We start from the raw sequence: 20,487 nt of genomic DNA on the forward strand, positions 1-20,487 counted from the left end.
CATTTGTGGTATGTTTTTTGTAACTAACCTTGTATGAAGCACCTTTACCTCGTTTTTGCTTTTTTATGTATTACTATAGCATACGGACAAGATTCCGTAGCTAGTAGTGATATTGAGGGTTTTAAACTTTACCCAAACCCGGTTACATCTGGCAAAGTTTATATCAGCACTACGAATTCTGCTCCAAAGAAAATTTTGATTTTTGATGTTTTAGGAACTCAAGTGCTTCAGACAACTATTTTAGGAAAGGAAATTGATCTTTCTTCCCTTGACGCTGGTGTTTACATTCTTCGCATGTACCAGAACAACAAAATGGCTACTAGAAAACTGATTGTTAAGTAATTATATTTCTTTAAATCTATTGTTTCCTCCTTGTTATCAACTCGATAACCTGCAATTAATATAGACGAACGGTTAGTAAATTCATGTTTTACCTACATTTGGTCGAATTTCACAACATATTTTACTTGTAAGGAACCTCTTGCACTATCTTTAAGTTATTGATCCCAAATCAATAACCTATGAAACTATTTTACACCGTACTACTTTTGGGGTTTTCTATGGCCACTTCGGCACAAGAAATAGTCCCTCTTCAACCTAAAATCAGCAATGAAATAGCAGATTTTAAATTATACCCTAATCCTGCTTTTGACAATGTAGTTTACATTACCACCAAACATAATGCACCAAAAACAGTTGTTATTTATGATATATTTGGTGAAGTGTTACTAAAAAGCCGCATACAAAACAAAGCACTTTCAATAGCACATTTAACTGCGGGAGTATATGTAATGAAAGTAACAGAAAGAAATAAGACCATTACAAGAAAATTAGTGGTAAAATAAATCCATATACTCAATAAATACTCGTGTCCTGTTCTATTTTTAGAGCAGGACTTTTTAATTATTACAATTTGCTTATCGTTATCTTTGTTCATTGGGATGCCGATAGAGAAAAACCACATATTTAAAATTGATTCTGCCGCTGAGTTTGAAAATATAGCACTCAAAATTTTCAAATATCAATATCAGAACAATACAATCTACAATGAGTTTTGCAACCATCTGAACCGCACGGATGTCTCAGTAAAAAGTGTAAATGAAATTCCATTTTTACCAATTTCATTTTTCAAATCAAAACAAATTATCAGTAGCAGTGTTACTCCAGAAATCACTTTTACCAGTAGTGGTACTACCGGAACCGAAACAAGCAAACATTTTGTTCATGACCTTAATTTATATGAACAAAGCTACTTAACAGCCTTTGAGCATTTTTACGGTCCAATTTCAGACTATTGCATCTTAGCCCTATTACCAGCTTATTTAGAGCGTAAAGGATCATCACTTATATATATGGTAGATGATTTAATCAAAAAAAGCAATCACTCAGATAGCGGCTTTTATTTAAATAATCTTGAAAAACTTCATGATAAATTATTACAACTTAAAGCCTCAGGAACAAAAACATTATTAATTGGAGTTTCATTTGCCCTACTTGATATGGTAGAGAAATTTGAATTTCAACTGAATAATACAATTATCATGGAAACTGGCGGCATGAAGGGCCGTAGAAAAGAACTCATTAGAGATGAGCTACATCACATTTTAAAAACTGGCTTTGGAGTGAAAAATATTCATTCAGAATATGGAATGACAGAATTGTTATCTCAGGCATATTCATCTGGTGAAGGAATTTTCAAAACTCCACCATGGATGAAAGTTCTAATTAGAGATACTGAAGACCCATTAAGTTTTATGGAAACTCAAAAATCTGGAGGGGTAAATATTATTGACCTTGCCAATAGAGATTCATGTTCATTTATCGCTACACAAGACTTAGGCAAAGTTTATTCAGACGGAAGTTTTGAGATATTAGGTCGTTTTGACCATAGTGATGTTCGCGGGTGCAACCTTATGGTATTGTAATTACAACCCTAAAATTTTAGCATCTACAAAAAAGGTAGATTTCACATTTATATCATGATCCTGACTCATTGCTTCATCAGTAACCGTATTTAACCGCAGATTGTAACTATCTTTTTTGATATATTCTTTTAAATCAACATCTGAAACATCTAAATCTAAAGTAGACCCTGATTCCGGCACCTCATATTTTGATGCAATTTTTATTTCATCAAGACCATCGGCATCGATATAAACCTCAATTGATTCTAAGAAACTGAAATCTGTGTCATCTGGCGAAGTAATTACCAATTGCAGCTCAGTAAGCTTAATCTCTTCAATTAAATCTTTTCGTGTATCGTTAGATTCAAATTTAGATTCAGAATTGGTTTCTGTATCTGGCGTTAGCACATCAAATGGCAAATTAATACCTGCAGATGAAGGTATAGTTACTTGTGCATCATAATCTATACTAAACTTGGTTAATTCATCAAGTTTGTCACAGCTAAAAACTATGATCGCTAAAATAATAAGAGTGGAAAACTTACGCATGATATCTACTGTTTAATATAATCAGTATATCACTAACGCCAATTAGTCTTATTTATTTGAAATTAATAGTTAAAACAGAACCACCTATAATGGACACAAAATGATACTAGTTAACTAGTTTTTTATCCAGATATCACCATTATCTATTCTCTCAAGTAGCGTAGCACTTTTGATTAAGAAAATCAACTTAAAGCTCGAAGTTTCAGAACCTTCCAATTTAACATGACCTTCACCTTGAGTAAAATTATATCTTTCAATGATATCACCTCCTCCATATAAAATATCAACTTCTGAATTACTTACAAATTCAAGCCATTCTATACAGTTTTCCTCAGGATTGGCCGAATTATCACATTCGGGGATTTCATGATTAAAACGCCCTGACAATTTTATGTCTGGCATAACACAACAATCCTTAGTGTCACTACAACCTACAATAGAAAAAATCAAAAAAAGTGCAACTATTGTTTTACGCATTGGCTCAATATTATACAACCACCAAAACGAAGTAGTTTTTCTTACCTCTTTGTAACAATACAAATTTATCATTGATTAGATCAGAAGCAGATATCATATAGTCTTCTTTTACTTTCTCTTTATTTACAGAAATAGAGTTTTGCTTAAGCTCGCGTCTAGCTTCACCATTTGAGCCTAAAAATCCAGTTTTTGCAGCTAGTGCACCAATCATATCAAGTCCGGCTTCTAAATCCGACTTTGAAATTTCAGCTTGCGGCACGCCATCAAAAACATCTAAAAATGTTTTCTCATTCAATTTTTTCAAATCTTCTGAAGTCGATTTTCCAAAAAGAATACTACTGGCTTGAACCGCATTATCTAATTCATCTTGCGAATGCACCATTACAGTAATTTCCTCAGCAAGTCGTTTTTGTAACAAACGAAGATGCGGTGCTTCTTGATGTTCTGTTGTTAGTTTTTGAATTTCATCCTGAGAAAGAAAAGTGAAAATTTTAATATATTTTTCAGCATCATCATCAGAAGTATTCAACCAATATTGGTAGAATTTATAAGGTGACGTTCGTTCAGCATCTAACCAAACATTACCAGTTTCTGTTTTTCCAAACTTAGTGCCATCAGCTTTCGTAATTAAAGGACACGTTAGTGCATACCCTTTACCACCACCAATACGGCGAATAAGCTCAGTTCCGGTAACAATATTGCCCCACTGATCGCTACCACCCATTTGTAATGTACAATTGTGATTCTGGTAGAGGTGTAGAAAATCATACCCTTGAACCAATTGATAGGTAAATTCAGTAAACGACATACCTTCTTTTGAGTCGGCACCTAAACGTTTTTTAACTGAATCTTTAGCCATCATATAATTTACGGTAATATGCTTGCCAACATCTCTAATAAATTCTAAGAAAGAGAAGTTCTGCATCCAATCATAATTATTGACGAGTTCTGCAGCGTTACTAGCATCAGATTCAAAATCTAAAAATCGTGATAATTGACCTTTTAAAGCCTCTTGATTGTGACGTAAAGTCTTCTCATCTAATAAATTTCGTTCAGCAGATTTACCAGAAGGATCACCAATCATACCAGTAGCTCCACCTACCAAAGCAATTGGTTTATGACCTGCCAATTGAAAGTGACGTAACATCATCACACTTACTAAGTGACCAATATGTAAAGAATCTGCGGTTGGATCAATACCAACATAGGCAGCTTGCATACCTTCAGCTAAATGCTCTGCGGTACCTGGCATAGCATCATGCAACATACCTCTCCATTCTAGTTCTTCTACAAAATTGTTTGCCATTGGTGTCACTGTTTTAATTAGAATGCAAATATAATCCAATTCAAATGTTACGGAATTAGTATTCCAGAATTAATCCGTCTCAAATGGCTATTTTAGCTATATGATATTGGTTACAGGCGGCACTGGTTTAGTTGGATCACATCTATTGTTAGAATTGGTAACAAACGGTAATTCCGTTCGCGCTATTCATCGCAAGAGTAGCAATCTTAATCAAGTGCAAACCCTATTTTCATACTATTCAGAAAACTCCACAGCACTTTTTGAAAAAATTCAATGGATTGAGGCCGATATTAGTGATATACCAGCTTTAGAAGCTGCTTTTATAGGAATTACACATGTCTACCATTGCGCTGCATTAATTTCATTTGATCCAAAAGACCATCATAAGTTAAAGAAGAATAATGTTTACGGCACAGCTAATATTGTAAATCTATGCCTTTACAATTCAATTGAAAAACTCTGCTACATTAGTACGATTGGCACAATAGGAAGAAGTTTAAATGGGGAAATGTCAACCGAAGAAACAGATTGGTCAGAAACCGATGCAAATGTGTATGCTTTAATGAAACACAAAGCTGAAATGGAAGTCTGGCGTGGCTCACAAGAAGGTCTTTCTGTCGCAATTGTTAATCCAGGGGTTATTTTAGGGCCTACGAATTGGGATCAGGGCTCAGGAACACTATTTACAACAGCAAATAAAGCGTACAACTTTTATCCGCCAGGTGGTTCAGGTTTTGTTACTGTGAATGATGTTGTTCGCATTATGATTCAACTAATGAAAGCATCTATAAAAAACGAACGCTACATCGTTGTTGCCGAAAATTTGAGTTACCAGGCAATCTTATCGCGTGTTACGAAATCACTAGGTAAGAAACCTCCTAAAAAACAGCTGAAAATCTGGCAATTAAATATACTTCGCTTAGCCGATTTTTGTAGATGTACTTTCACTGGAAAACAACGAAAAATAACAAGAAATTCAATTCGATCTTTTAAAAACCGACAATTTTTTGACAATCAGAAAGTAAAACAAGATTTGAACTTTGAATTTGAAGATTTGTCAAATACTATTCAATTTACGGCTGAACAATTTTTGAACGATAGTGCACCAAATCGCTGATAACTATTTAATTGAATCTCGCACAACTTGCTGCAAGCTATCAGTTGTTTTTTTATAGTCTTTCAGTCGTTTTTCTTCTACTTCAAGCCGCTGTGCTACTTTTGAATATATAGATTCATACTCAACTGGTTTTGACGCATAATAGCGATCACTCAACACAAATTGAGTACTATCAATACCATGTTTTTCAAAAATAAATTTCATGGTTTCTATTCCGTTTTTCTTTAGCACAATTGAATTAGTAGTTTTAGCCGCATTCAATATTGCCATATCATTAAGGATGTCAACCATCTTCTCAGACGGAATTAAACCTTCGGGACCTTCAACTAACTGTTCTGCGCATGAAGTCAGCAAAACAAAAACCAATAAAAAAAGTATTTTTTTCATCTTACCTATTGAATGTCAAACGCATAGCTTCTCGTTTTTCAGAGAAATTTCCATTTTCATATGCCAAATATCCATTTACAAAAGTATGGGTAATTCTTGATTTAAATGTAGTGCCCTCAAAAGGAGCCCATCCACATTTATAGGCAATATTTTCTTTTGATATTTTCTGTGGATTATCTAAATCTACAATGGCAATATCAGCGAAGTAGCCTTCTTTTAGATAACCTCGTTTTTCAATATCAAATAATATTGCTGGGTTATGACACATCTTTTCAATTAGTCTTTCAAGAGAAATAACACCTTGATGGTATTTTTCTAACATGGCTATCAAAGCATGTTGCACTAATGGTCCGCCAGAAGGCGCTTTGGTATATACATTATCTTTTTCTTCAAGCAAATGTGGTGCATGATCGGTAGCGATAACATCTATTCGACCATCAAGTAATGCCGTCCATAATTGATCTCTATCAGCCGCTGATTTTACTGCTGGGTTCCATTTTATCAAAGTTCCTTTTGATTCATAATCTGCATCGGAAAACCACAAATGATGAATGCAAACCTCTGCAGTTATTTTCTTTTCTGCTAAAGGAATATCATTTCTAAATAGATTGGTTTCTTTACCAGTAGATAGGTGGAAAACATGCAATCTAGCCCCTGTTTTTTTTGCTAATTCAATAGCCTTGGATGACGAAAGATAACAAGCCTCAACACTTCTAATTTCAGGATGATATTTTACCGGAATTGCATCACCATATTCTGCTTTATACTTTTCAAGATTTCTTCGAATAGTACCTTCATCCTCACAATGAGCTGAAATTACCATCTCAGTACTACTAAATATTTTTTCAATAACCACTTCATCATCAACGAGCATGTTACCAGTTGAAGATCCTAAAAAAAGTTTCACACCAGAACAGGCATTTTTATCTAACTTTTTAATTTCCTCTAGATTATCATTTGTGCCACCAAATAAAAATGAATAGTTTGCAAAAGCACTTCGTGATGCAATTGCAAATTTCTCTTCTAGTTTTTCAATTGTTGTTGTCTGCGGAGTAGTATTAGGTTGCTCCATAAAAGTGGTAATTCCACCTGCAACAGCAGCTCTACTTTCCGATGCTATATTTCCTTTATGAGTAAGACCTGGCTCTCTAAAATGCACTTGATCGTCAATAATGCCTGGCACAATAACTTTGCCAGCTGCATCAAATACTGTAGCATTTGGTTCTGAAATATCTTTTGCAATTCTTTTAATTATTTGGCCTTCAATGAGAATATCGCTTTCAAAAACTTTTCCTTCATTAACAAGTTTGCCATTTTTAATCAGAATTTTACTCATATTAAAATCTACTTTTTTGAAACATACTGCGAACTTTCATCATAAACACTCCCCAAATAGCCTCACTAACTATTGATGAACTCATTTTTGATTTTCCTTTTACTCGATCTCTAAAAATTATTGAAACTTCTTCAATCTGATAATTCTTAAGATATGCTCTAAACTTCATTTCTATTTGAAAAGCGTATCCTATAAAGCGAATTGAATCTAAATCAATATTTTCAAGCACTTCTCTTTTGTAGCAAACAAAACCAGCTGTGGGATCATGAACACGCATGCCCGTAATCACCTTCACATAGAAAGATGCACCATAAGATAAAAGAACTCGGTAAAGTGGCCAATCAACAACATTTACACCTTTTTTATATCTCGATCCTACTGATACATCAGCTCCGTTTACGCAAGCTCGATAAAGTCTAGATAAATCTGTTGGATCATGCGAGAAATCGGCATCCATCTCAAAAATATAATCATACTTTCTAGCAATTGCCCATTTAAAACCATGAATATAAGCAGTGCCTAAACCTGATTTTTCTTTACGAACTTCAAGAAACAATGAATCTGGAGTTTGGGTCATTTTTTCTCTGACCTTTTGCGCCGTACCATCTGGTGAATTGTCATCAACAACTAAAACATGAAAATCTTTCTTTAATAGCAGAACAGCATCGATGATAGCCTCAATGTTCTCAATTTCATTATAGGTTGGAATAATGACCAGGCTATCTGACATCAGTTTAGTTTAAATTTCACAAAAATAGTGTTTTACGGATGCTTAAAGATGCTGAAATATATTTTTATCATCTTTTTAAGATACTCTTTCAAACAGGCAATGCCTCATTCTTCGTAATTTTGCACGAAGAACCTGCATAAATGAACCCTAGATTACCAAAACTACTGCTTTATCTACTAGGCGGCCTTCTGCTGCTTAATTTGATTCAAGCTTATTTTACAGAACTTATTTATGACGAAGCATATTATTGGCAATTTGCTAAAGAATTAGCTTGGGGTTATTTTGACCACCCCCCTATGGTAGCGTGGATGGCCGCAATTAGCGGACACTTTTTTGACGGTGAACTGGGCGTTCGATTTCTAAGCTGTTTATTATCAATAGGCACAATGATTATACTTTGGATGATGATAAATCATCCGAGAAAAAACGATTATGTTCTACACTTTTTTGTTTTAGTATTCTCAATGACTTTAATGAATGCCTATGGTTTTTTAACGCTACCAGACACCCCATTACTTTTCTTTACCGCTCTATTTCTTTGGGTTTATAAAAAGTTTCTGGAAAAAAATTCACTTGCGAGAGCGTTAATATTAGGCATTTTAATGGCCTGTTTAATGTATAGCAAATACAATGCAGTATTAATAATTATTTCAATTTTAGTTTCAAACCCTAAATTAGTGATAAACAAATATGCATGGGCCGCTGTTGGCTGTGCCTTATTCTTTTATATTCCACATTTTTTCTGGCTTTTTGAAAGTGACTTTGTTGGGGTGAAATACCATCTTTTTGAACGCCCAAGTTACCCGTATAATTTCAATGATAATACGCTGGCATTTCTAGTAAATTTACTGGCTTTATTCGGATTCACTTTTCCGTTTATTTACTATGCGTTATATAAAACAAAAATTACCGATTTATTTACCAAAGCATTAGTCTACTTGTCATACGGTGTGATTTTGTTCTTTTTTGTTTCAAGTTTTAGCCGTTTAGTACAAACACAATGGCTCGTAGTTATTTCAATACCATTGGTTATTTTGGTTTTTAACTATATGATGGAAAATGAAAAATCAAGAAATTGGATTTTTAAATTAGGCATTTTAAACATTGCTATATTACTTTTTCTACGGCTAGGATTAGTTTTTGAACCCTTATTCCCCATTCATTATGAGAGTCATGGCAATAAAAAATGGACAAGTGAATTGCACGAAAAAATTGGTGACACAAGGGTAGTTTTCGAAAATTCATACAGAAGAGCACCGATGTATTCTTTTTATACCGGTGTTGAAACCTACTCACTTAACAATCTTTTCTATCGTAAAAATCAATATAGTCTAGATCAATCTGAAGGTATGATGCGTCATGAAAAAGTATTTTACGTATCAGAATATATAGAAAAAGGTGATGTAGAATACACACAAAGTGATGGCAAAATTCTTCAAGGAAATTATTATCCTGATTTTGAATCATTCAGAAAACTCAAATGTATTGTAGAAGATGAAAAGCTTATTCCTGGCTCAAAAGACGATATTACACTTAAAGTTTTTAATCCATACGGATTTGATATCGACTTAAAAAAAATAAAATTTGGAGTAGTTTATTTAGACAAATACAAAAAGATAATTGAGATATACGATTTAAAAGATTTGCGATCAGTTAGAGATATATCGTTACTAAAATCAAATGAAATCTCAGAATTCACGTTAAAGCTACCTGAAAAGGTTTTTCAACCAACTTATTTAAGGTTTGGCATTTCAGAGAATGGATTACCCTACGGATTAAATGGAGAGACACAAAAACTTGATTAATGGAACCAATTTTAAGAGCAACTCAAGACTTTGATTGGATAACACTGCTGATTTTCTGTAGCATTTTATTTCTTGTTATTGCAAAGTCACTTTTTTATTCTAGATTTCTAAATTTCATAATCTTACCCTTTAATAATAAATACATATTTATGTATAATAAAAAGGATAAGTTATTGAATTGGTTTCACGTCTTCTTTTCTATTTTTCAGATTGTTAACTTTTCTGTTTTTATTTATTTCGCGATAACCATTTTAAATGAGCAAGCACAAAGTTCTTCGCCATTTATTTACCCAATAATAATAACATCACTTTTTATATTTTTAATCGTAAAAGTTATTACACAAATGGGCAGCGGTTTTATTTTTGGGTCTACAAAAGTAATAAGCGAGCTAATTTTCAAAAAGCTATCATATTTGAATTATAGCGGCATAATAATGCTTTTTGCCAATGTAATACTCGCATATATCTTGCAGAATTCTGAGGTTGTAGTCTATATAACTATCCTTCTAGTACTAATAATCAATGCTATAGGTTGGGCAACTACACTTAGAAGTCATCAAAAATATTTAGCCAATAACTTTTTCTATTTTATTTTGTACCTTTGCGCTCTCGAAATTGCCCCCCTAGTAATCATCGGAAGTTATCTAAAATACTGAATACATGAAAGTAAAAACGATTTTGGTATCTCAGCCAGAACCGAAGATGGAAAACTCTCCATATTCGAGGCTCATCGACAAAGAAAGGGTGAAGGTAGATTTCAGACCTTTCATTCATGTTGAAGGTGTAGATGCAAAAGAAGTGCGTCAACAAAAAATTGATTTGAAAAATTATACAGCAATTATCTTGACCTCAAGAAACGCTGTTGATCATTATTTCAGAATTGCTGAAGAAATGCGCTTCAAGGTTCCTGATTCAATGAAATATTTTTGCCAGTCTGAAGCTGTAGCCTATTATCTTCAAAAATATGTGGTGTATCGCAAACGTAAGATATATGTAGGCAAAATGAATTTTGCTGATTTAGCAACACTTTTCAAGAAGTATAAAGATGAAAAATTCTTACTTCCTTCATCAGATGTATTGAAATCAATTGTACCTGAAACATTAAATAAAATTGGAATTGATTGGACACGTGGTATATTCTACAAGACTGTAATCAGTGACTTATCTGATTTACGAAATGTATACTATGATATATTAGTTTTCTTTAGTCCTTCTGGTATTGAATCTTTATTAAAGAATTTCCCGAATTTCGAACAGAATGATACGCGTATCGCTGTTTTCGGAAACTCTACAGTAAAAGCTGCTACAGATGCAGGGTTACGAATTGACATTCAAGCTCCAACTCCTGAAACACCATCAATGACAATGGCACTTCAGAAATACATCAATACAGCTAATAAAAAATAAAGTCAAAAAATAGTTCATAAAAGAGTCCCTAATATTAATATTTTAGGGACTCTTTGTATAAATAATAATCGCCGCAATTTTTAAATAGTCAAAATTTAAAAAGCATATCGTTGTGGCCCACCTCTTCTAATTTCTTCACTAGCATAGGCTTCAAACTGTTTAAAATTTTCACGGAATGCATTGGTTAATTTAAAAGCAGTTGTGTAATATGCGTCGTCATCATTCCAAGTAGTTCGCGGACTCAAAACAGCTGTAGGAACTCCAGGACATTGCCTTGGTTGCGCTACACCGAATACTGAATGAATATGGTACTCATCATAATTATACAAGCCTAAATCACCATTAAGAACAGCATTAATCATTGCTCTTGTATATTTTAACTTCATTCTAGTACCTATACCGTATGGTCCACCTGTCCAACCTGTATTTACAAGCCATACATTTACACCAGCTTTCTTCATTTTTTTACTTAACATTTCTGCATATTCTGCCGGATGTAATGGCATAAAAGGCGCACCAAAACAGGCTGAAAAAGAAGGTATTGGCTCAACCACTCCAGCTTCTGTACCCGCAACTTTTGCGGTATAACCAGAAATAAAATGATAGGCTGCTTGACTAGGCGTCAATTTTGATATTGGAGGAAGCACACCAAAAGCATCTGCTGTTAAAAAGAATATGTTCTTCGGATTTTTACCAATTGACGGCCTTTGTACATTCGGAATATGATAAATAGGATAACTTACCCGCGTATTCTGTGTAATTGAAGTATTCGCAAAATCTACATTACCAGCATCATCTAGAATAACATTTTCAAGAATAGCTCCTTTTTTAATCGCACCAAAAATCTCAGGTTCATTTTCTGCAGATAGATTTATAACTTTTGCATAACAACCACCTTCAAAGTTAAAAATGGCGTTTTCATTATTCCATCCATGTTCGTCATCACCAATCAATTTTCTATTTGCATCGGTTGACAAGGTGGTCTTACCAGTACCTGATAGTCCAAAGAAAACCGCAGTTTCTCCATTCTTACCAACATTAGCAGAACAATGCATTGGTAAAGTGTTTTTTTGCACTGGAAGAATAAAATTTAATGCTGAAAATATTCCTTTTTTAATTTCACCTGTATATCCCGTACCACCAATAAGTGCAATCTTTTTTGTGAAATTTAAAATAGCGAAATTGTGTTGGCGCGTGCCATCAACGGCAGCATCTGCCATAAAACCAGGTGCATTAATAACGGTCCATTCGGCCTCAAAATGTTTTAATTCTTCTTCTGTTGGTCGAATAAACATATTATAAGCAAATTGATTTGACCACGGATATTCATTAATTACACGAATATCCATTCGATAATTATGATCCGCACAGGCATAGCAATCACGCACAAACAATTCTTTATCATTCAAGTATGCAATCACCTTATCATACAGGGCATCAAACTTTGATGGCTCAAATGGGATATTTATAGCTCCCCACCAAACTTTTGCTTCAGTTATCTCATCTTTAACAATAAAACGATCCATAGGTGATCTACCAGTAAACTCACCTGTTGTAATGGCCAGAGCTCCTGATGCCGCTTCTTTACCCATTCCTTTTTCCAAAGTAATTTTGTGAAGTTCATCTGAGCTTAATTGATAATGAATAGAATCGGACTTAATTCCGTATTCCAAAAGGGAAATAGATTTTGTCATTCTTTAATTTATTTTCAATAATGGAGTTGATTTTAAGGCAAAATTATCATAAATATAATTTTATACCACTATTATTGAGAATAAATTAATTAAAATGTTTTAAACTTTTATATCCTAGTAAGCCCCAAGCAATGATTAAAAGCAATCCTCCTAAAGGTGTAATAAAACCAATAGTCTTAAAATCAAAAGCTGTCAAAGAATTTGTAGCTAAAAGATAAATTGAAAATGAAAAGAATAGTACACCAACGCAAACCAGATAAAAAATTACCTTTTTGTTAGCTTCCGGCAATTGATTTATACTACCTAAAACAAGCAAGAATAAAGCGTGATACATTTGATATTTTACTCCTGTTTCAAAAGTTTGTAGAGCATCCGCAGAAATTAATTTCTCTAATCCATGTGCACCAAACGCACCTAATATTATAGCTAAAATTCCAAATAAAATTCCGGTTAAAAATATTGTTTTGTTCATCAGAAAGATCAAAAATTATAGTCTAAATATAACCAATTGAAACGGTAGACTTTCGCAAAAGTCAAGAAAACTAAAAGTACGTGAAGAGCTTTCAAGCTAATACCTGTAATTCTATTTACTATGGAAGCAACATAATATTTCCACTGACAAACTACGACGAATTGATAGAATTTCAATAACTTGTAATTAACATTTATAACTAAATTTAATTATTCACTATTAATTTGATATGAAAACGAATAACGGAAATATAAAGATAGACGGCATTGACAAAAAAATTCTACGGTTTTTAATGGAAGATGCGCGCACGCCTATTTTAGAAATTGCAAGAAATATTGGAATTTCTGGTGCCGCTATTCACCAACGTTTGCGAAAACTAGAAACTTCAGGTTTAATGACTGGATCAAAGTTTATTGTGAATCCAAAAATATTAGGCTACACTACAATGGCTTATATCGGAATATTCTTAGATAAAGCTATGAGTAACCCAAGCACGGTTAAAGAGCTTGAGAAAATTCCGGAAGTTTTAGAATGTCATTACACCACCGGTAATTGGTCTATTTTAATAAAAGTACTTTGTAAAGACAACGAACATTTAATGCAAGTACTGAACAAAAACATTCAGCAAATAGAAGGTGTTTCTAGAACGGAAACTTTTATTTCTCTAAATCAACAAATAGACCGACAGATAACAATATAGATTTACAAATCATATTACAAAAAAAATCCAGTTTAGAATTAAGTTCTAAACTGGATTTTTTTTAATTCACGACAATTTGATGTGCTGACAATTTATGTATCAATATTGTATTCTTAATCTCTACTTGCAACTTTCATCGCAAAATAAAGTAAGGTAGCCAATGCTCCGATTGCTGCAGCCACATAGGTACGTGCTGCCCATTTTAAAGCGTCTTCAGCGCCAGCATATTCTTCTGGTGCAAGCATATTTTTGTTCTTTAACCACGCCAAAGCACGATTACTAGCATCATACTCCACTGGTAATGTAACGAAACTAAAAAGTGTACCAATACCGTAAAGCGCGATTCCTACCCATGCAATTGTTCCACCAATAGCAGTGGTACCCATCAGCATTAATCCTCCAAAAATTACCCACATCGAAAACTTTGATGTAATATTTAAAATTGGGACCAATTTAGAACGCATTTGCAACCAACTATACGCCGTAGCATGTTGTACTGCATGACCACATTCGTGCGCAGCAACCGCCGCGGCCGATGCATTACGTTGACCATAAACACCCTCACTTAAGTTTACAGTTTTGTTTGCAGGGTTGTAATGATCTGTTAACATACCAGGGGTAGAAATAACCTTTACATCTCTAATTCCATGATCTGCCAACATTTTTTCGGCAATTTCAGCGCCGCTCATTCCGTTGCGTAAATGCACTTTAGAATATTTTGCAAATTTGCTCTTTAACTTGCTACCAACCCACATGCTTATGAGTGAGAATACTCCAGCAATGACGATGTAGCCTATATCAAATCCAAACATAATTTTATTTATTAGTGTTAGTGTATTTTAAAATTACAATTTAAAATGCAATAATCTAGCCAAAATTTAAAGCCGACAAAATGTCGTTTTACTTATACTTTAATTTAAGAATAATTATCCAACCTACTAGAACCAACGTAATACCGTTGGCCAAAGTTACAGGCATACTTTCAATGGCGATACCATAAACTAACCATAGTGATAAACCCAAGGCCATAGTTAAATACATGACTAGTGAAATATCTTTAGTAGATTTTTCTTTAGAAATCTTATAAACCTGCGGGATAAAACATGAAGTAGTTACCACAGCAGCAACAAGACCCAAGATTTCAATATAGTTCATAGTTTGGTGTTGGTTTACCCAACAATATTTACAATTTTTCCTGGCACTACAATTACTTTTTTCGGCTCACGGCCTTGCAATTGTTGTTGCGTTTTTTCATGTGCCATTACCGCAGTCTCTATTTCTTCTTTGGATAAATCTAACGGAAGCTCCATAGTGAACTTCATTTTACCATTAAATGAAATCGGATATTTTTTACTGCTTTCTACCAAATAAGATGCTTCGAATTTTGGAAAATCAACAGTTGAAATAGATTCATTATGCCCCAATTTTGACCATAATTCTTCGGCAATATGTGGCGCATATGGTGATACTAAAACCGCTAACGGTTCTAATATTTCGCGACTTGTACATTTCTGCGCAGTTAATTCATTCACACAAATCATAAACGTAGATACTGAAGTATTGAATGAAAAATTCTCAATATCTTCTTCTACTTTTTTGATGGTTTTATGTAAAGTCTTGTAACTATCTTTTGTTGGCGTAGCATCAGAAATTACAAATGAACTATTTGCACCCGAATGATATAATTTCCATAATTTTTTAAGGAAAGAATGCACCCCGGTTATACCAGCAGTATTCCACGGTTTCGATTGTTCTAATGGCCCCAAAAACATTTCATACAGGCGTAAACTATCAGCACCATATTCTTCACAAATAGCATCAGGGTTCACCACATTGTATTTGGACTTCGACATTTTTTCGACTTCACGACCAACAATGTACTTTCCATCTTCCAAAATAAATTCAGAATTCTTATAGTCTTTTTGCCAGTTTTTAAATCCTTCGACATCTAATTCATCTGAAGCATTTACAAGCGAAACGTCCGCGTGAATAGGAATTACAGATTTTCCATTAATTAAATTCTTAGATATTACATTTCCGGTACCATCTTCTCTATAAACAAACGCACTAGTGCCCGTAATCATTCCTTGGTTGATCAGCTTTTTTGCAAACTCATCTCTAGGTACATATCCTCGATCAAACATAAACTTCTGCCAAAAACGGCTATACAATAAGTGCCCAGTAGCATGTTCACTACCACCAATGTATAAATCTACATCTTGCCAATAGTTAATAGCTTCTTCTGAGAAAATTGCATCTTCATTTTCAGGATCCATATACCGGTTAAAGTATTGCGAACTACCTGCCCAACCCGGCATTGTATTCAACTCTAACGGCCACACCGTTTTATTATTTATTTCACTATTCGCTACAACTTTATTTGCAACAGTATCCCAAGCCCAAGTTGTTGCGTTACCCAATGGAGGTTCACCAGTTTCAGTAGGTAAATATTTTTCAACCTCTGGTAATGTAATTGGCAGATGTTCTGTGGCAATCATTTGCGGCATTCCATCTACATAATACACCGGGAAAGGTTCGCCCCAGTACCGTTGTCTACTAAAAACAGCATCGCGCAAACGGTAATTAATTTTCCCTTTTCCTTGTCCTAACTTTTCTAATTCGTAGATGGCAGTTTTTACTGCTTTTTTATAGGGTAATCCGTTTAAGAAATCAGAATTTGCAATTACCGTTTTTTCTTTATCAGCGAACGCTTCTTCAGAAATATCAATTCCCTCAAAAACATTAGGAATTGGAATATTAAAATGTTTCGCAAAATCATAATCGCGTTGATCACCACACGGCACCGACATCACTGCACCAGTTCCATAGCCTGCTAAAACATAATCACCAATCCAAATAGGAATTGGTTCTTTGGTAAATGGATGTTCAGCATAAGCACCTGTAAATGCACCTGATATTGTTTTAACATCAGCCATACGATCACGCTCAGAACGTTTTGCTGTAGCCTCAATATAGGCTTCTACTTCAGCTTTTTGTGCTGCCGTTGTAATTTTTGCAACCAATTCATGCTCGGGTGCCAGCGTCATAAAACTTACACCAAAAATAGTATCAGGTCGGGTTGTGAAAACCGTTATCCCCCTATCCCCCATAGGGGGAACACTACTTTTCAAATGATCCGTTATTGCAGCAAGAACAGTATCAATATCACCAATAACCTCTTCATTTCTAAACCGTACAACATCAAACCCTAATCCATTAAGCACTTGAGTTCTCGCATTATCCTGTTCTATTTGACTATCATGAATAGCGCCATCAACTTCAATTATCAAATTTTTAGAAAGACAAACAAAATCAACAATATAATCGTCAATAAGATGTTGTCTTCTAAATTTACTTTCAAGCTTTTTTGACTTTAAACATTCCCATAAAACAGCTTCAGCTTCAGTTGGCTTGTTTCTCATTTCCTTAGCTCTTTCCAATAACAAATGAGAATTATTACCTCCTGTCATATACTTTGGACGTGTACTATTTCCTTCCCCTTCGGGGAAGGCTAGGATGGGGAAAGTAACCGAAGCCCCTTGTGATCTACCAATCCAATTGGTTTGTGAATCTTTTAGAGGTTGTGGCCAATCGATTGTATTTAAACCATCGAGCAAACGTTGTGCATAAGCACTAATTCGCATACTCCATTGCGTCATTTTTTTACGAATAACCGGATGACCACCGCGTTCAGACACTCCATTTACAATTTCATCATTTGCAAGTACTGTTCCTAAAGCTGGGCACCAATTCACTTCGGTTTCCGCTAAGTATGTAAGTCGATATTGCAATAATATTTCCTGCTGTTTCTTAGAAGAAAAGTTATTCCAATCCGCAGCGCTAAATGCTATAATATCATCGTCACATACCGCTTTTACATTCGCATTTCCATCCGAAGAAAAAACAGCAATTAATGTAGAAATATCTTCTGCTTTATCGGATTCAATATTATACCATGAATTAAAAAGTTGGATGAAAATCCACTGTGTCCATTTATAATATTTTGGATCAGAAGTTCGCACTTCACGGCTCCAATCAAAAGAAAAGCCCAATTGATCTAATTGTCTTCTATAGGTTTTAATATTTTCTTCAGTAGTAATTGCTGGGTGTTGACCCGTTTGTATAGCGTACTGCTCGGCTGGTAAACCAAAAGAGTCATACCCCTGCGGATGCAAAACATTAAAGCCCTTGTGTCTTTTATAGCGCGCATAAATGTCGCTAGCAATATAACCAAGCGGATGCCCTACATGCAGGCCAGCCCCTGAAGGGTATGGAAACATATCTAGCACATAGAATTTCTTTTTCTCAGAACCCGCACTACCCGGGTTTGCTGCTTTGAAAGTCTTGTTGTCGGCCCAATGCTTCTGCCATTTCTCTTCAATACTTCTAAAATCGTAGCTCATGGTCTATTTTATTGCTCCGCAAAAATAAGTTTAATAGGTGTACGGACAAAAGAAACATTAAAGGTGACAAGGTAAACGAGCATTTTCAAATTTACTTTCCTAACTTTACCTTCTCAACAATGTTATAAATGGCGCAGTCTTTTGAAACCTATCAAAAACGCAAACTGATATCCTCTTATTTTTCAGTGGTATTGAGTATTGCTTTGGTGTTATTTTTATTGGGCGTATTAGGCTTAATGGTGCTGAATGCTAAAAAGATGGCAGATCACTTTAAAGAACAAATCTCAGTATCCATTTTCTTTAAAGACGCAGCCAAAGAGGTTGAAATTAATCAGTTAGAAAAAAGTTTAACCGCTGCGGAATATACCAAATCGGCAAATTTTGTCTCAAAGGAAGAGGCGGCCAAAAAACATGCAGAAGCAATAGGCGAAGATTTTGAAGAGTTCTTAGGATACAATCCGCTTAAGAATTCAATTGACATTACCTTAAAGTCTGAATTTGTGACCCCTGAGCAAATGGAAGAAATAGTAGCAGAACTTTCAGCCAAAAAATATATTGATAGTGTCACCTACGACAAACCCTTAGTAGGTTTATTGAGTGATAATATTCGAAAAATCAGTATTTGGGTTTTAGCGGCTAGTGCAATTTTTACTTTCATTGCCGTTTTATTAATCAATAGTTCTATTCGGCTTTCAATCTATTCAAAACGTTTTATTATAAAAACCATGCAAATGGTTGGTGCAACCAAAACTTTTATTCGAAGACCATTTATCTGGACGAACATTAAACTAGGCATAATAGGTGCTCTAGTTGCCAATGTGGCATTAATTGCAACATTATTCTACGCTGAAAAAACCTTTCCTGAATTAGCTTTATTAGATGATTACACGCTTTTAACAATGCTATTTGCCTCTGTCTTTGTCTTAGGTATTTTAATCGCTTTTCTTAGCACTTACTTTGCAGCACAACGATTCTTAAACCTTAGAACCGATGAGCTTTATTATTAAAGAATTCTACTCGAAACAAACGAACACGAAAAATCATTTTTAACCGTTTAAGGAAAAGACTAAATTTGCAGCATGGGCAAAAAAGACAATTTTAGTGACGACCAGCAAACAAAGAAAGAATTCATCTTTCAAAAGAAGAACTATCTGTTTATGTTTATAGGTCTTGCATGTATCACTTTAGGCTTTATTTTGATGAGTGGCGGTGGCACTGATGACCCCAATGTTTTTAATCCTGAAATATATAATTTTAGAAGAATACGCCTTGCTCCCACTTTAGTTTTAATTGGTTTTGGTATTGAGATTTACGCCATTTTGTTGAATCCACATAAGACCAAATAATTTTGGATATACTAGACGCAATCATTTTAGGCATTATTCAAGGCCTAACAGAATTTCTACCTGTATCATCGAGTGGTCATTTAGAATTAGGAAAAGCTATTTTAGGTGATAATTCTGTTCCTGAAGAAAGCCTTCTATTTACGGTTATACTCCATTTTGCAACTGCTTTAAGCACCATAGTTATTTTCAGAAAGGATATTTGGGAAATTCTACGAGGTCTTTTAAGTTTTAAATGGAATGAAGAAACGCAATTCTCTTTAAAGATAATTATTTCGATGCTACCAGCTGTTTTCGTCGGATTATTCTTTGAAGAAGAGTTAGAATCATTTTTTGGTGGTAATATCCGCTTTGTAGGTTTCATGCTTTTGATAACTGCAGTACTGTTATATTTCGCTGATAAAGCAAAAGATACCGATAAAAAAGTAAGTTTTAAAAATGCTTTTATTGTTGGTGTATCTCAAGCAATAGCTATGTTACCTGGTATTTCGCGTAGTGGTGCAACAATTTCAACATCCGTTTTATTAGGGGTTGACAAAACTAAAGCTGCCCGTTTCTCTTTCTTAATGGTAGTACCATTAATTTTTGGTAAAATAGGAAAAGACCTCATGAGTGGTGAACTAACTTTTGATGGCGAAAATAATATTGCCATGGGCGCAGGTTTTATAGCTGCGTTTGTTGCCGGACTTGTTGCATGTACTTGGATGATTCAATTGGTTAAGAAGAGTAAACTCTCTTATTTTGCTATCTATTGTCTAATTGTTGGCGCTATAGCAATAGGGTATAGTTTCTGGGGATAAAGTATAGCACACAAAAAAGTATGTATTTTTCCTTTTGAAACGAATGTCATAAACAGT

At 34.4% G+C, this 20,487-nt stretch carries 22 protein-coding genes; 11 read left to right on the top strand and 11 right to left on the bottom strand.

Features of this window, described 5'->3' with window-relative positions; genetic code table 11:
* The first annotated feature begins 33 nt into the window (after positions 1 to 33).
* The 3 genes from JQC67_RS01425 (at position 34) to JQC67_RS01435 (ending at position 1,925) form a co-directional block, all read left to right on the top strand.
* Positions 34 to 342 (top strand): T9SS type A sorting domain-containing protein, encoded by a 309-nt coding sequence (locus JQC67_RS01425; RefSeq protein ID WP_203251081.1) that lies wholly within the window; start codon positions 34 to 36, stop codon positions 340 to 342.
* Positions 343 to 521: 179 nt separating this feature from the next.
* Complete coding sequence (locus JQC67_RS01430) at positions 522 to 845, top strand: T9SS type A sorting domain-containing protein (RefSeq protein WP_203251082.1); 324 nt, start codon at positions 522 to 524, stop codon at positions 843 to 845.
* 96 nt (positions 846 to 941) lie between these two features.
* Positions 942 to 1,925: a LuxE/PaaK family acyltransferase gene (locus JQC67_RS01435; RefSeq protein ID WP_203251083.1), complete on the top strand. Its 984-nt coding sequence runs from the start codon at positions 942 to 944 to the stop codon at positions 1,923 to 1,925.
* Here the strand turns inward: JQC67_RS01435 and JQC67_RS01440 are convergent, their stop codons facing one another.
* The 3 genes from JQC67_RS01440 to tyrS all read right to left on the bottom strand — a co-directional run bounded on the left by JQC67_RS01440 (position 1,926) and on the right by tyrS (position 4,236).
* On the bottom strand, positions 1,926 to 2,453 hold the full coding sequence (locus tag JQC67_RS01440) for a hypothetical protein (RefSeq protein WP_203251084.1): 528 nt from the start codon (positions 2,451 to 2,453) through the stop codon (positions 1,926 to 1,928).
* A gap of 114 nt (positions 2,454 to 2,567) precedes the next feature.
* Positions 2,568 to 2,930, bottom strand: coding sequence for a hypothetical protein (locus tag JQC67_RS01445; protein ID WP_203251085.1), 363 nt, complete (start codon positions 2,928 to 2,930; stop codon positions 2,568 to 2,570).
* Positions 2,931 to 2,940: 10 nt separating this feature from the next.
* The gene (gene tyrS, locus JQC67_RS01450) at positions 2,941 to 4,236 is read right to left on the bottom strand and encodes a tyrosine--tRNA ligase (protein ID WP_203251086.1); all 1,296 of its coding nucleotides are present in this window, start codon (positions 4,234 to 4,236) and stop codon (positions 2,941 to 2,943) included.
* Positions 4,237 to 4,336: 100 nt separating this feature from the next.
* On the opposite strand from tyrS, the gene JQC67_RS01455 reads away from it, so the two are divergent.
* A complete protein-coding gene (locus tag JQC67_RS01455; RefSeq protein ID WP_203251087.1) occupies positions 4,337 to 5,353 on the top strand; it encodes an NAD-dependent epimerase/dehydratase family protein in 1,017 nt (338 codons plus the stop codon).
* 3 nt (positions 5,354 to 5,356) lie between these two features.
* Here the strand turns inward: JQC67_RS01455 and JQC67_RS01460 are convergent, their stop codons facing one another.
* From JQC67_RS01460 to JQC67_RS01470, 3 genes are read right to left on the bottom strand one after another with little or no spacing between them, the layout of a single operon-like run.
* Entirely contained in the window at positions 5,357 to 5,740 is a 384-nt protein-coding gene (locus JQC67_RS01460) for a DUF4296 domain-containing protein (protein ID WP_203251088.1), read from the bottom strand.
* 1 nt (position 5,741) lies between these two features.
* Positions 5,742 to 7,076 (bottom strand): dihydroorotase, encoded by a 1,335-nt coding sequence (locus JQC67_RS01465; protein ID WP_203251089.1) that lies wholly within the window; start codon positions 7,074 to 7,076, stop codon positions 5,742 to 5,744.
* Between the two features lies 1 nt (position 7,077).
* Positions 7,078 to 7,806, bottom strand: coding sequence for a polyprenol monophosphomannose synthase (locus JQC67_RS01470; protein ID WP_203251090.1), 729 nt, complete (start codon positions 7,804 to 7,806; stop codon positions 7,078 to 7,080).
* A 140-nt stretch (positions 7,807 to 7,946) separates the two neighbouring features.
* On the opposite strand from JQC67_RS01470, the gene JQC67_RS01475 reads away from it, so the two are divergent.
* The 3 genes from JQC67_RS01475 to JQC67_RS01485 are packed head-to-tail and all read left to right on the top strand — an operon-like array spanning position 7,947 to position 11,018.
* A complete protein-coding gene (locus tag JQC67_RS01475; RefSeq protein ID WP_203251091.1) occupies positions 7,947 to 9,611 on the top strand; it encodes an ArnT family glycosyltransferase in 1,665 nt (554 codons plus the stop codon).
* Entirely contained in the window at positions 9,611 to 10,267 is a 657-nt protein-coding gene (locus JQC67_RS01480) for a DUF4271 domain-containing protein (RefSeq protein WP_203251092.1), read from the top strand. Before JQC67_RS01475 ends, JQC67_RS01480 begins: the two co-directional genes overlap by 1 nt.
* Before the next feature lie 4 nt (positions 10,268 to 10,271).
* On the top strand, positions 10,272 to 11,018 hold the full coding sequence (locus JQC67_RS01485; RefSeq protein WP_203251093.1) for a uroporphyrinogen-III synthase: 747 nt from the start codon (positions 10,272 to 10,274) through the stop codon (positions 11,016 to 11,018).
* Between the two features lie 95 nt (positions 11,019 to 11,113).
* Here JQC67_RS01485 and pckA read toward each other — a convergent pair whose 3' ends face one another.
* Together pckA and JQC67_RS01495 are read right to left on the bottom strand one after the other, a co-directional pair.
* Complete coding sequence (gene pckA / locus JQC67_RS01490; RefSeq protein WP_203251094.1) at positions 11,114 to 12,712, bottom strand: phosphoenolpyruvate carboxykinase (ATP); 1,599 nt, start codon at positions 12,710 to 12,712, stop codon at positions 11,114 to 11,116.
* 85 nt (positions 12,713 to 12,797) lie between these two features.
* Positions 12,798 to 13,184 carry a DUF423 domain-containing protein gene (locus tag JQC67_RS01495; RefSeq protein WP_203251095.1) on the bottom strand — a complete coding sequence of 129 codons (387 nt, stop codon included), beginning with the start codon at positions 13,182 to 13,184 and terminating at the stop codon, positions 12,798 to 12,800.
* Between the two features lie 229 nt (positions 13,185 to 13,413).
* Here JQC67_RS01495 and JQC67_RS01500 point away from each other — a divergent pair, with 229 nt between their 5' ends.
* Complete coding sequence (locus JQC67_RS01500) at positions 13,414 to 13,884, top strand: Lrp/AsnC ligand binding domain-containing protein (protein WP_203251096.1); 471 nt, start codon at positions 13,414 to 13,416, stop codon at positions 13,882 to 13,884.
* A gap of 113 nt (positions 13,885 to 13,997) precedes the next feature.
* On the opposite strand, the gene JQC67_RS01505 is transcribed toward JQC67_RS01500, so the two are convergent.
* From JQC67_RS01505 to leuS, 3 genes are all read right to left on the bottom strand, one after another.
* A complete protein-coding gene (locus JQC67_RS01505) occupies positions 13,998 to 14,696 on the bottom strand; it encodes a zinc metallopeptidase (RefSeq protein WP_203251097.1) in 699 nt (232 codons plus the stop codon).
* Between the two features lie 88 nt (positions 14,697 to 14,784).
* Positions 14,785 to 15,039, bottom strand: coding sequence for a SemiSWEET family sugar transporter (locus tag JQC67_RS01510; protein WP_203251098.1), 255 nt, complete (start codon positions 15,037 to 15,039; stop codon positions 14,785 to 14,787).
* 14 nt (positions 15,040 to 15,053) lie between these two features.
* Entirely contained in the window at positions 15,054 to 18,287 is a 3,234-nt protein-coding gene (gene leuS / locus JQC67_RS01515; RefSeq protein ID WP_203251099.1) for a leucine--tRNA ligase, read from the bottom strand.
* 128 nt (positions 18,288 to 18,415) lie between these two features.
* On the opposite strand from leuS, the gene JQC67_RS01520 reads away from it, so the two are divergent.
* The 3 genes from JQC67_RS01520 (at position 18,416) to JQC67_RS01530 (ending at position 20,430) form a co-directional block, all read left to right on the top strand.
* The gene (locus tag JQC67_RS01520) at positions 18,416 to 19,294 is read left to right on the top strand and encodes a cell division protein FtsX (RefSeq protein ID WP_203251100.1); all 879 of its coding nucleotides are present in this window, start codon (positions 18,416 to 18,418) and stop codon (positions 19,292 to 19,294) included.
* A 72-nt stretch (positions 19,295 to 19,366) separates the two neighbouring features.
* On the top strand, positions 19,367 to 19,633 hold the full coding sequence (locus tag JQC67_RS01525; RefSeq protein WP_203251101.1) for a DUF3098 domain-containing protein: 267 nt from the start codon (positions 19,367 to 19,369) through the stop codon (positions 19,631 to 19,633).
* Between the two features lie 2 nt (positions 19,634 to 19,635).
* Complete coding sequence (locus JQC67_RS01530; RefSeq protein ID WP_203251102.1) at positions 19,636 to 20,430, top strand: undecaprenyl-diphosphate phosphatase; 795 nt, start codon at positions 19,636 to 19,638, stop codon at positions 20,428 to 20,430.
* Positions 20,431 to 20,487 lie beyond the last annotated feature (57 nt).

Origin of the sequence: Aurantibacter crassamenti (assembly GCF_016811105.1) — a bacterium.
Taxonomy (GTDB): domain Bacteria; phylum Bacteroidota; class Bacteroidia; order Flavobacteriales; family Flavobacteriaceae; genus Aurantibacter_A; species Aurantibacter_A crassamenti.

Coding starts and splice junctions, on each gene's coding strand:
- JQC67_RS01425 (WP_203251081.1), top strand. CDS start 34: ATGAAGCACCTTTACCTCGTTTTTGCTTTTTTATGTATTACTATAGCA.
- JQC67_RS01430 (WP_203251082.1), top strand. CDS start 522: ATGAAACTATTTTACACCGTACTACTTTTGGGGTTTTCTATGGCCACT.
- JQC67_RS01435 (WP_203251083.1), top strand. CDS start 942: ATGCCGATAGAGAAAAACCACATATTTAAAATTGATTCTGCCGCTGAG.
- JQC67_RS01440 (WP_203251084.1), bottom strand. CDS start 2,453: ATGCGTAAGTTTTCCACTCTTATTATTTTAGCGATCATAGTTTTTAGC.
- JQC67_RS01445 (WP_203251085.1), bottom strand. CDS start 2,930: ATGCGTAAAACAATAGTTGCACTTTTTTTGATTTTTTCTATTGTAGGT.
- tyrS (WP_203251086.1), bottom strand. CDS start 4,236: ATGGCAAACAATTTTGTAGAAGAACTAGAATGGAGAGGTATGTTGCAT.
- JQC67_RS01455 (WP_203251087.1), top strand. CDS start 4,337: ATGATATTGGTTACAGGCGGCACTGGTTTAGTTGGATCACATCTATTG.
- JQC67_RS01460 (WP_203251088.1), bottom strand. CDS start 5,740: ATGAAAAAAATACTTTTTTTATTGGTTTTTGTTTTGCTGACTTCATGC.
- JQC67_RS01465 (WP_203251089.1), bottom strand. CDS start 7,076: ATGAGTAAAATTCTGATTAAAAATGGCAAACTTGTTAATGAAGGAAAA.
- JQC67_RS01470 (WP_203251090.1), bottom strand. CDS start 7,806: ATGTCAGATAGCCTGGTCATTATTCCAACCTATAATGAAATTGAGAAC.
- JQC67_RS01475 (WP_203251091.1), top strand. CDS start 7,947: ATGAACCCTAGATTACCAAAACTACTGCTTTATCTACTAGGCGGCCTT.
- JQC67_RS01480 (WP_203251092.1), top strand. CDS start 9,611: ATGGAACCAATTTTAAGAGCAACTCAAGACTTTGATTGGATAACACTG.
- JQC67_RS01485 (WP_203251093.1), top strand. CDS start 10,272: ATGAAAGTAAAAACGATTTTGGTATCTCAGCCAGAACCGAAGATGGAA.
- pckA (WP_203251094.1), bottom strand. CDS start 12,712: ATGACAAAATCTATTTCCCTTTTGGAATACGGAATTAAGTCCGATTCT.
- JQC67_RS01495 (WP_203251095.1), bottom strand. CDS start 13,184: ATGAACAAAACAATATTTTTAACCGGAATTTTATTTGGAATTTTAGCT.
- JQC67_RS01500 (WP_203251096.1), top strand. CDS start 13,414: ATGAAAACGAATAACGGAAATATAAAGATAGACGGCATTGACAAAAAA.
- JQC67_RS01505 (WP_203251097.1), bottom strand. CDS start 14,696: ATGTTTGGATTTGATATAGGCTACATCGTCATTGCTGGAGTATTCTCA.
- JQC67_RS01510 (WP_203251098.1), bottom strand. CDS start 15,039: ATGAACTATATTGAAATCTTGGGTCTTGTTGCTGCTGTGGTAACTACT.
- leuS (WP_203251099.1), bottom strand. CDS start 18,287: ATGAGCTACGATTTTAGAAGTATTGAAGAGAAATGGCAGAAGCATTGG.
- JQC67_RS01520 (WP_203251100.1), top strand. CDS start 18,416: ATGGCGCAGTCTTTTGAAACCTATCAAAAACGCAAACTGATATCCTCT.
- JQC67_RS01525 (WP_203251101.1), top strand. CDS start 19,367: ATGGGCAAAAAAGACAATTTTAGTGACGACCAGCAAACAAAGAAAGAA.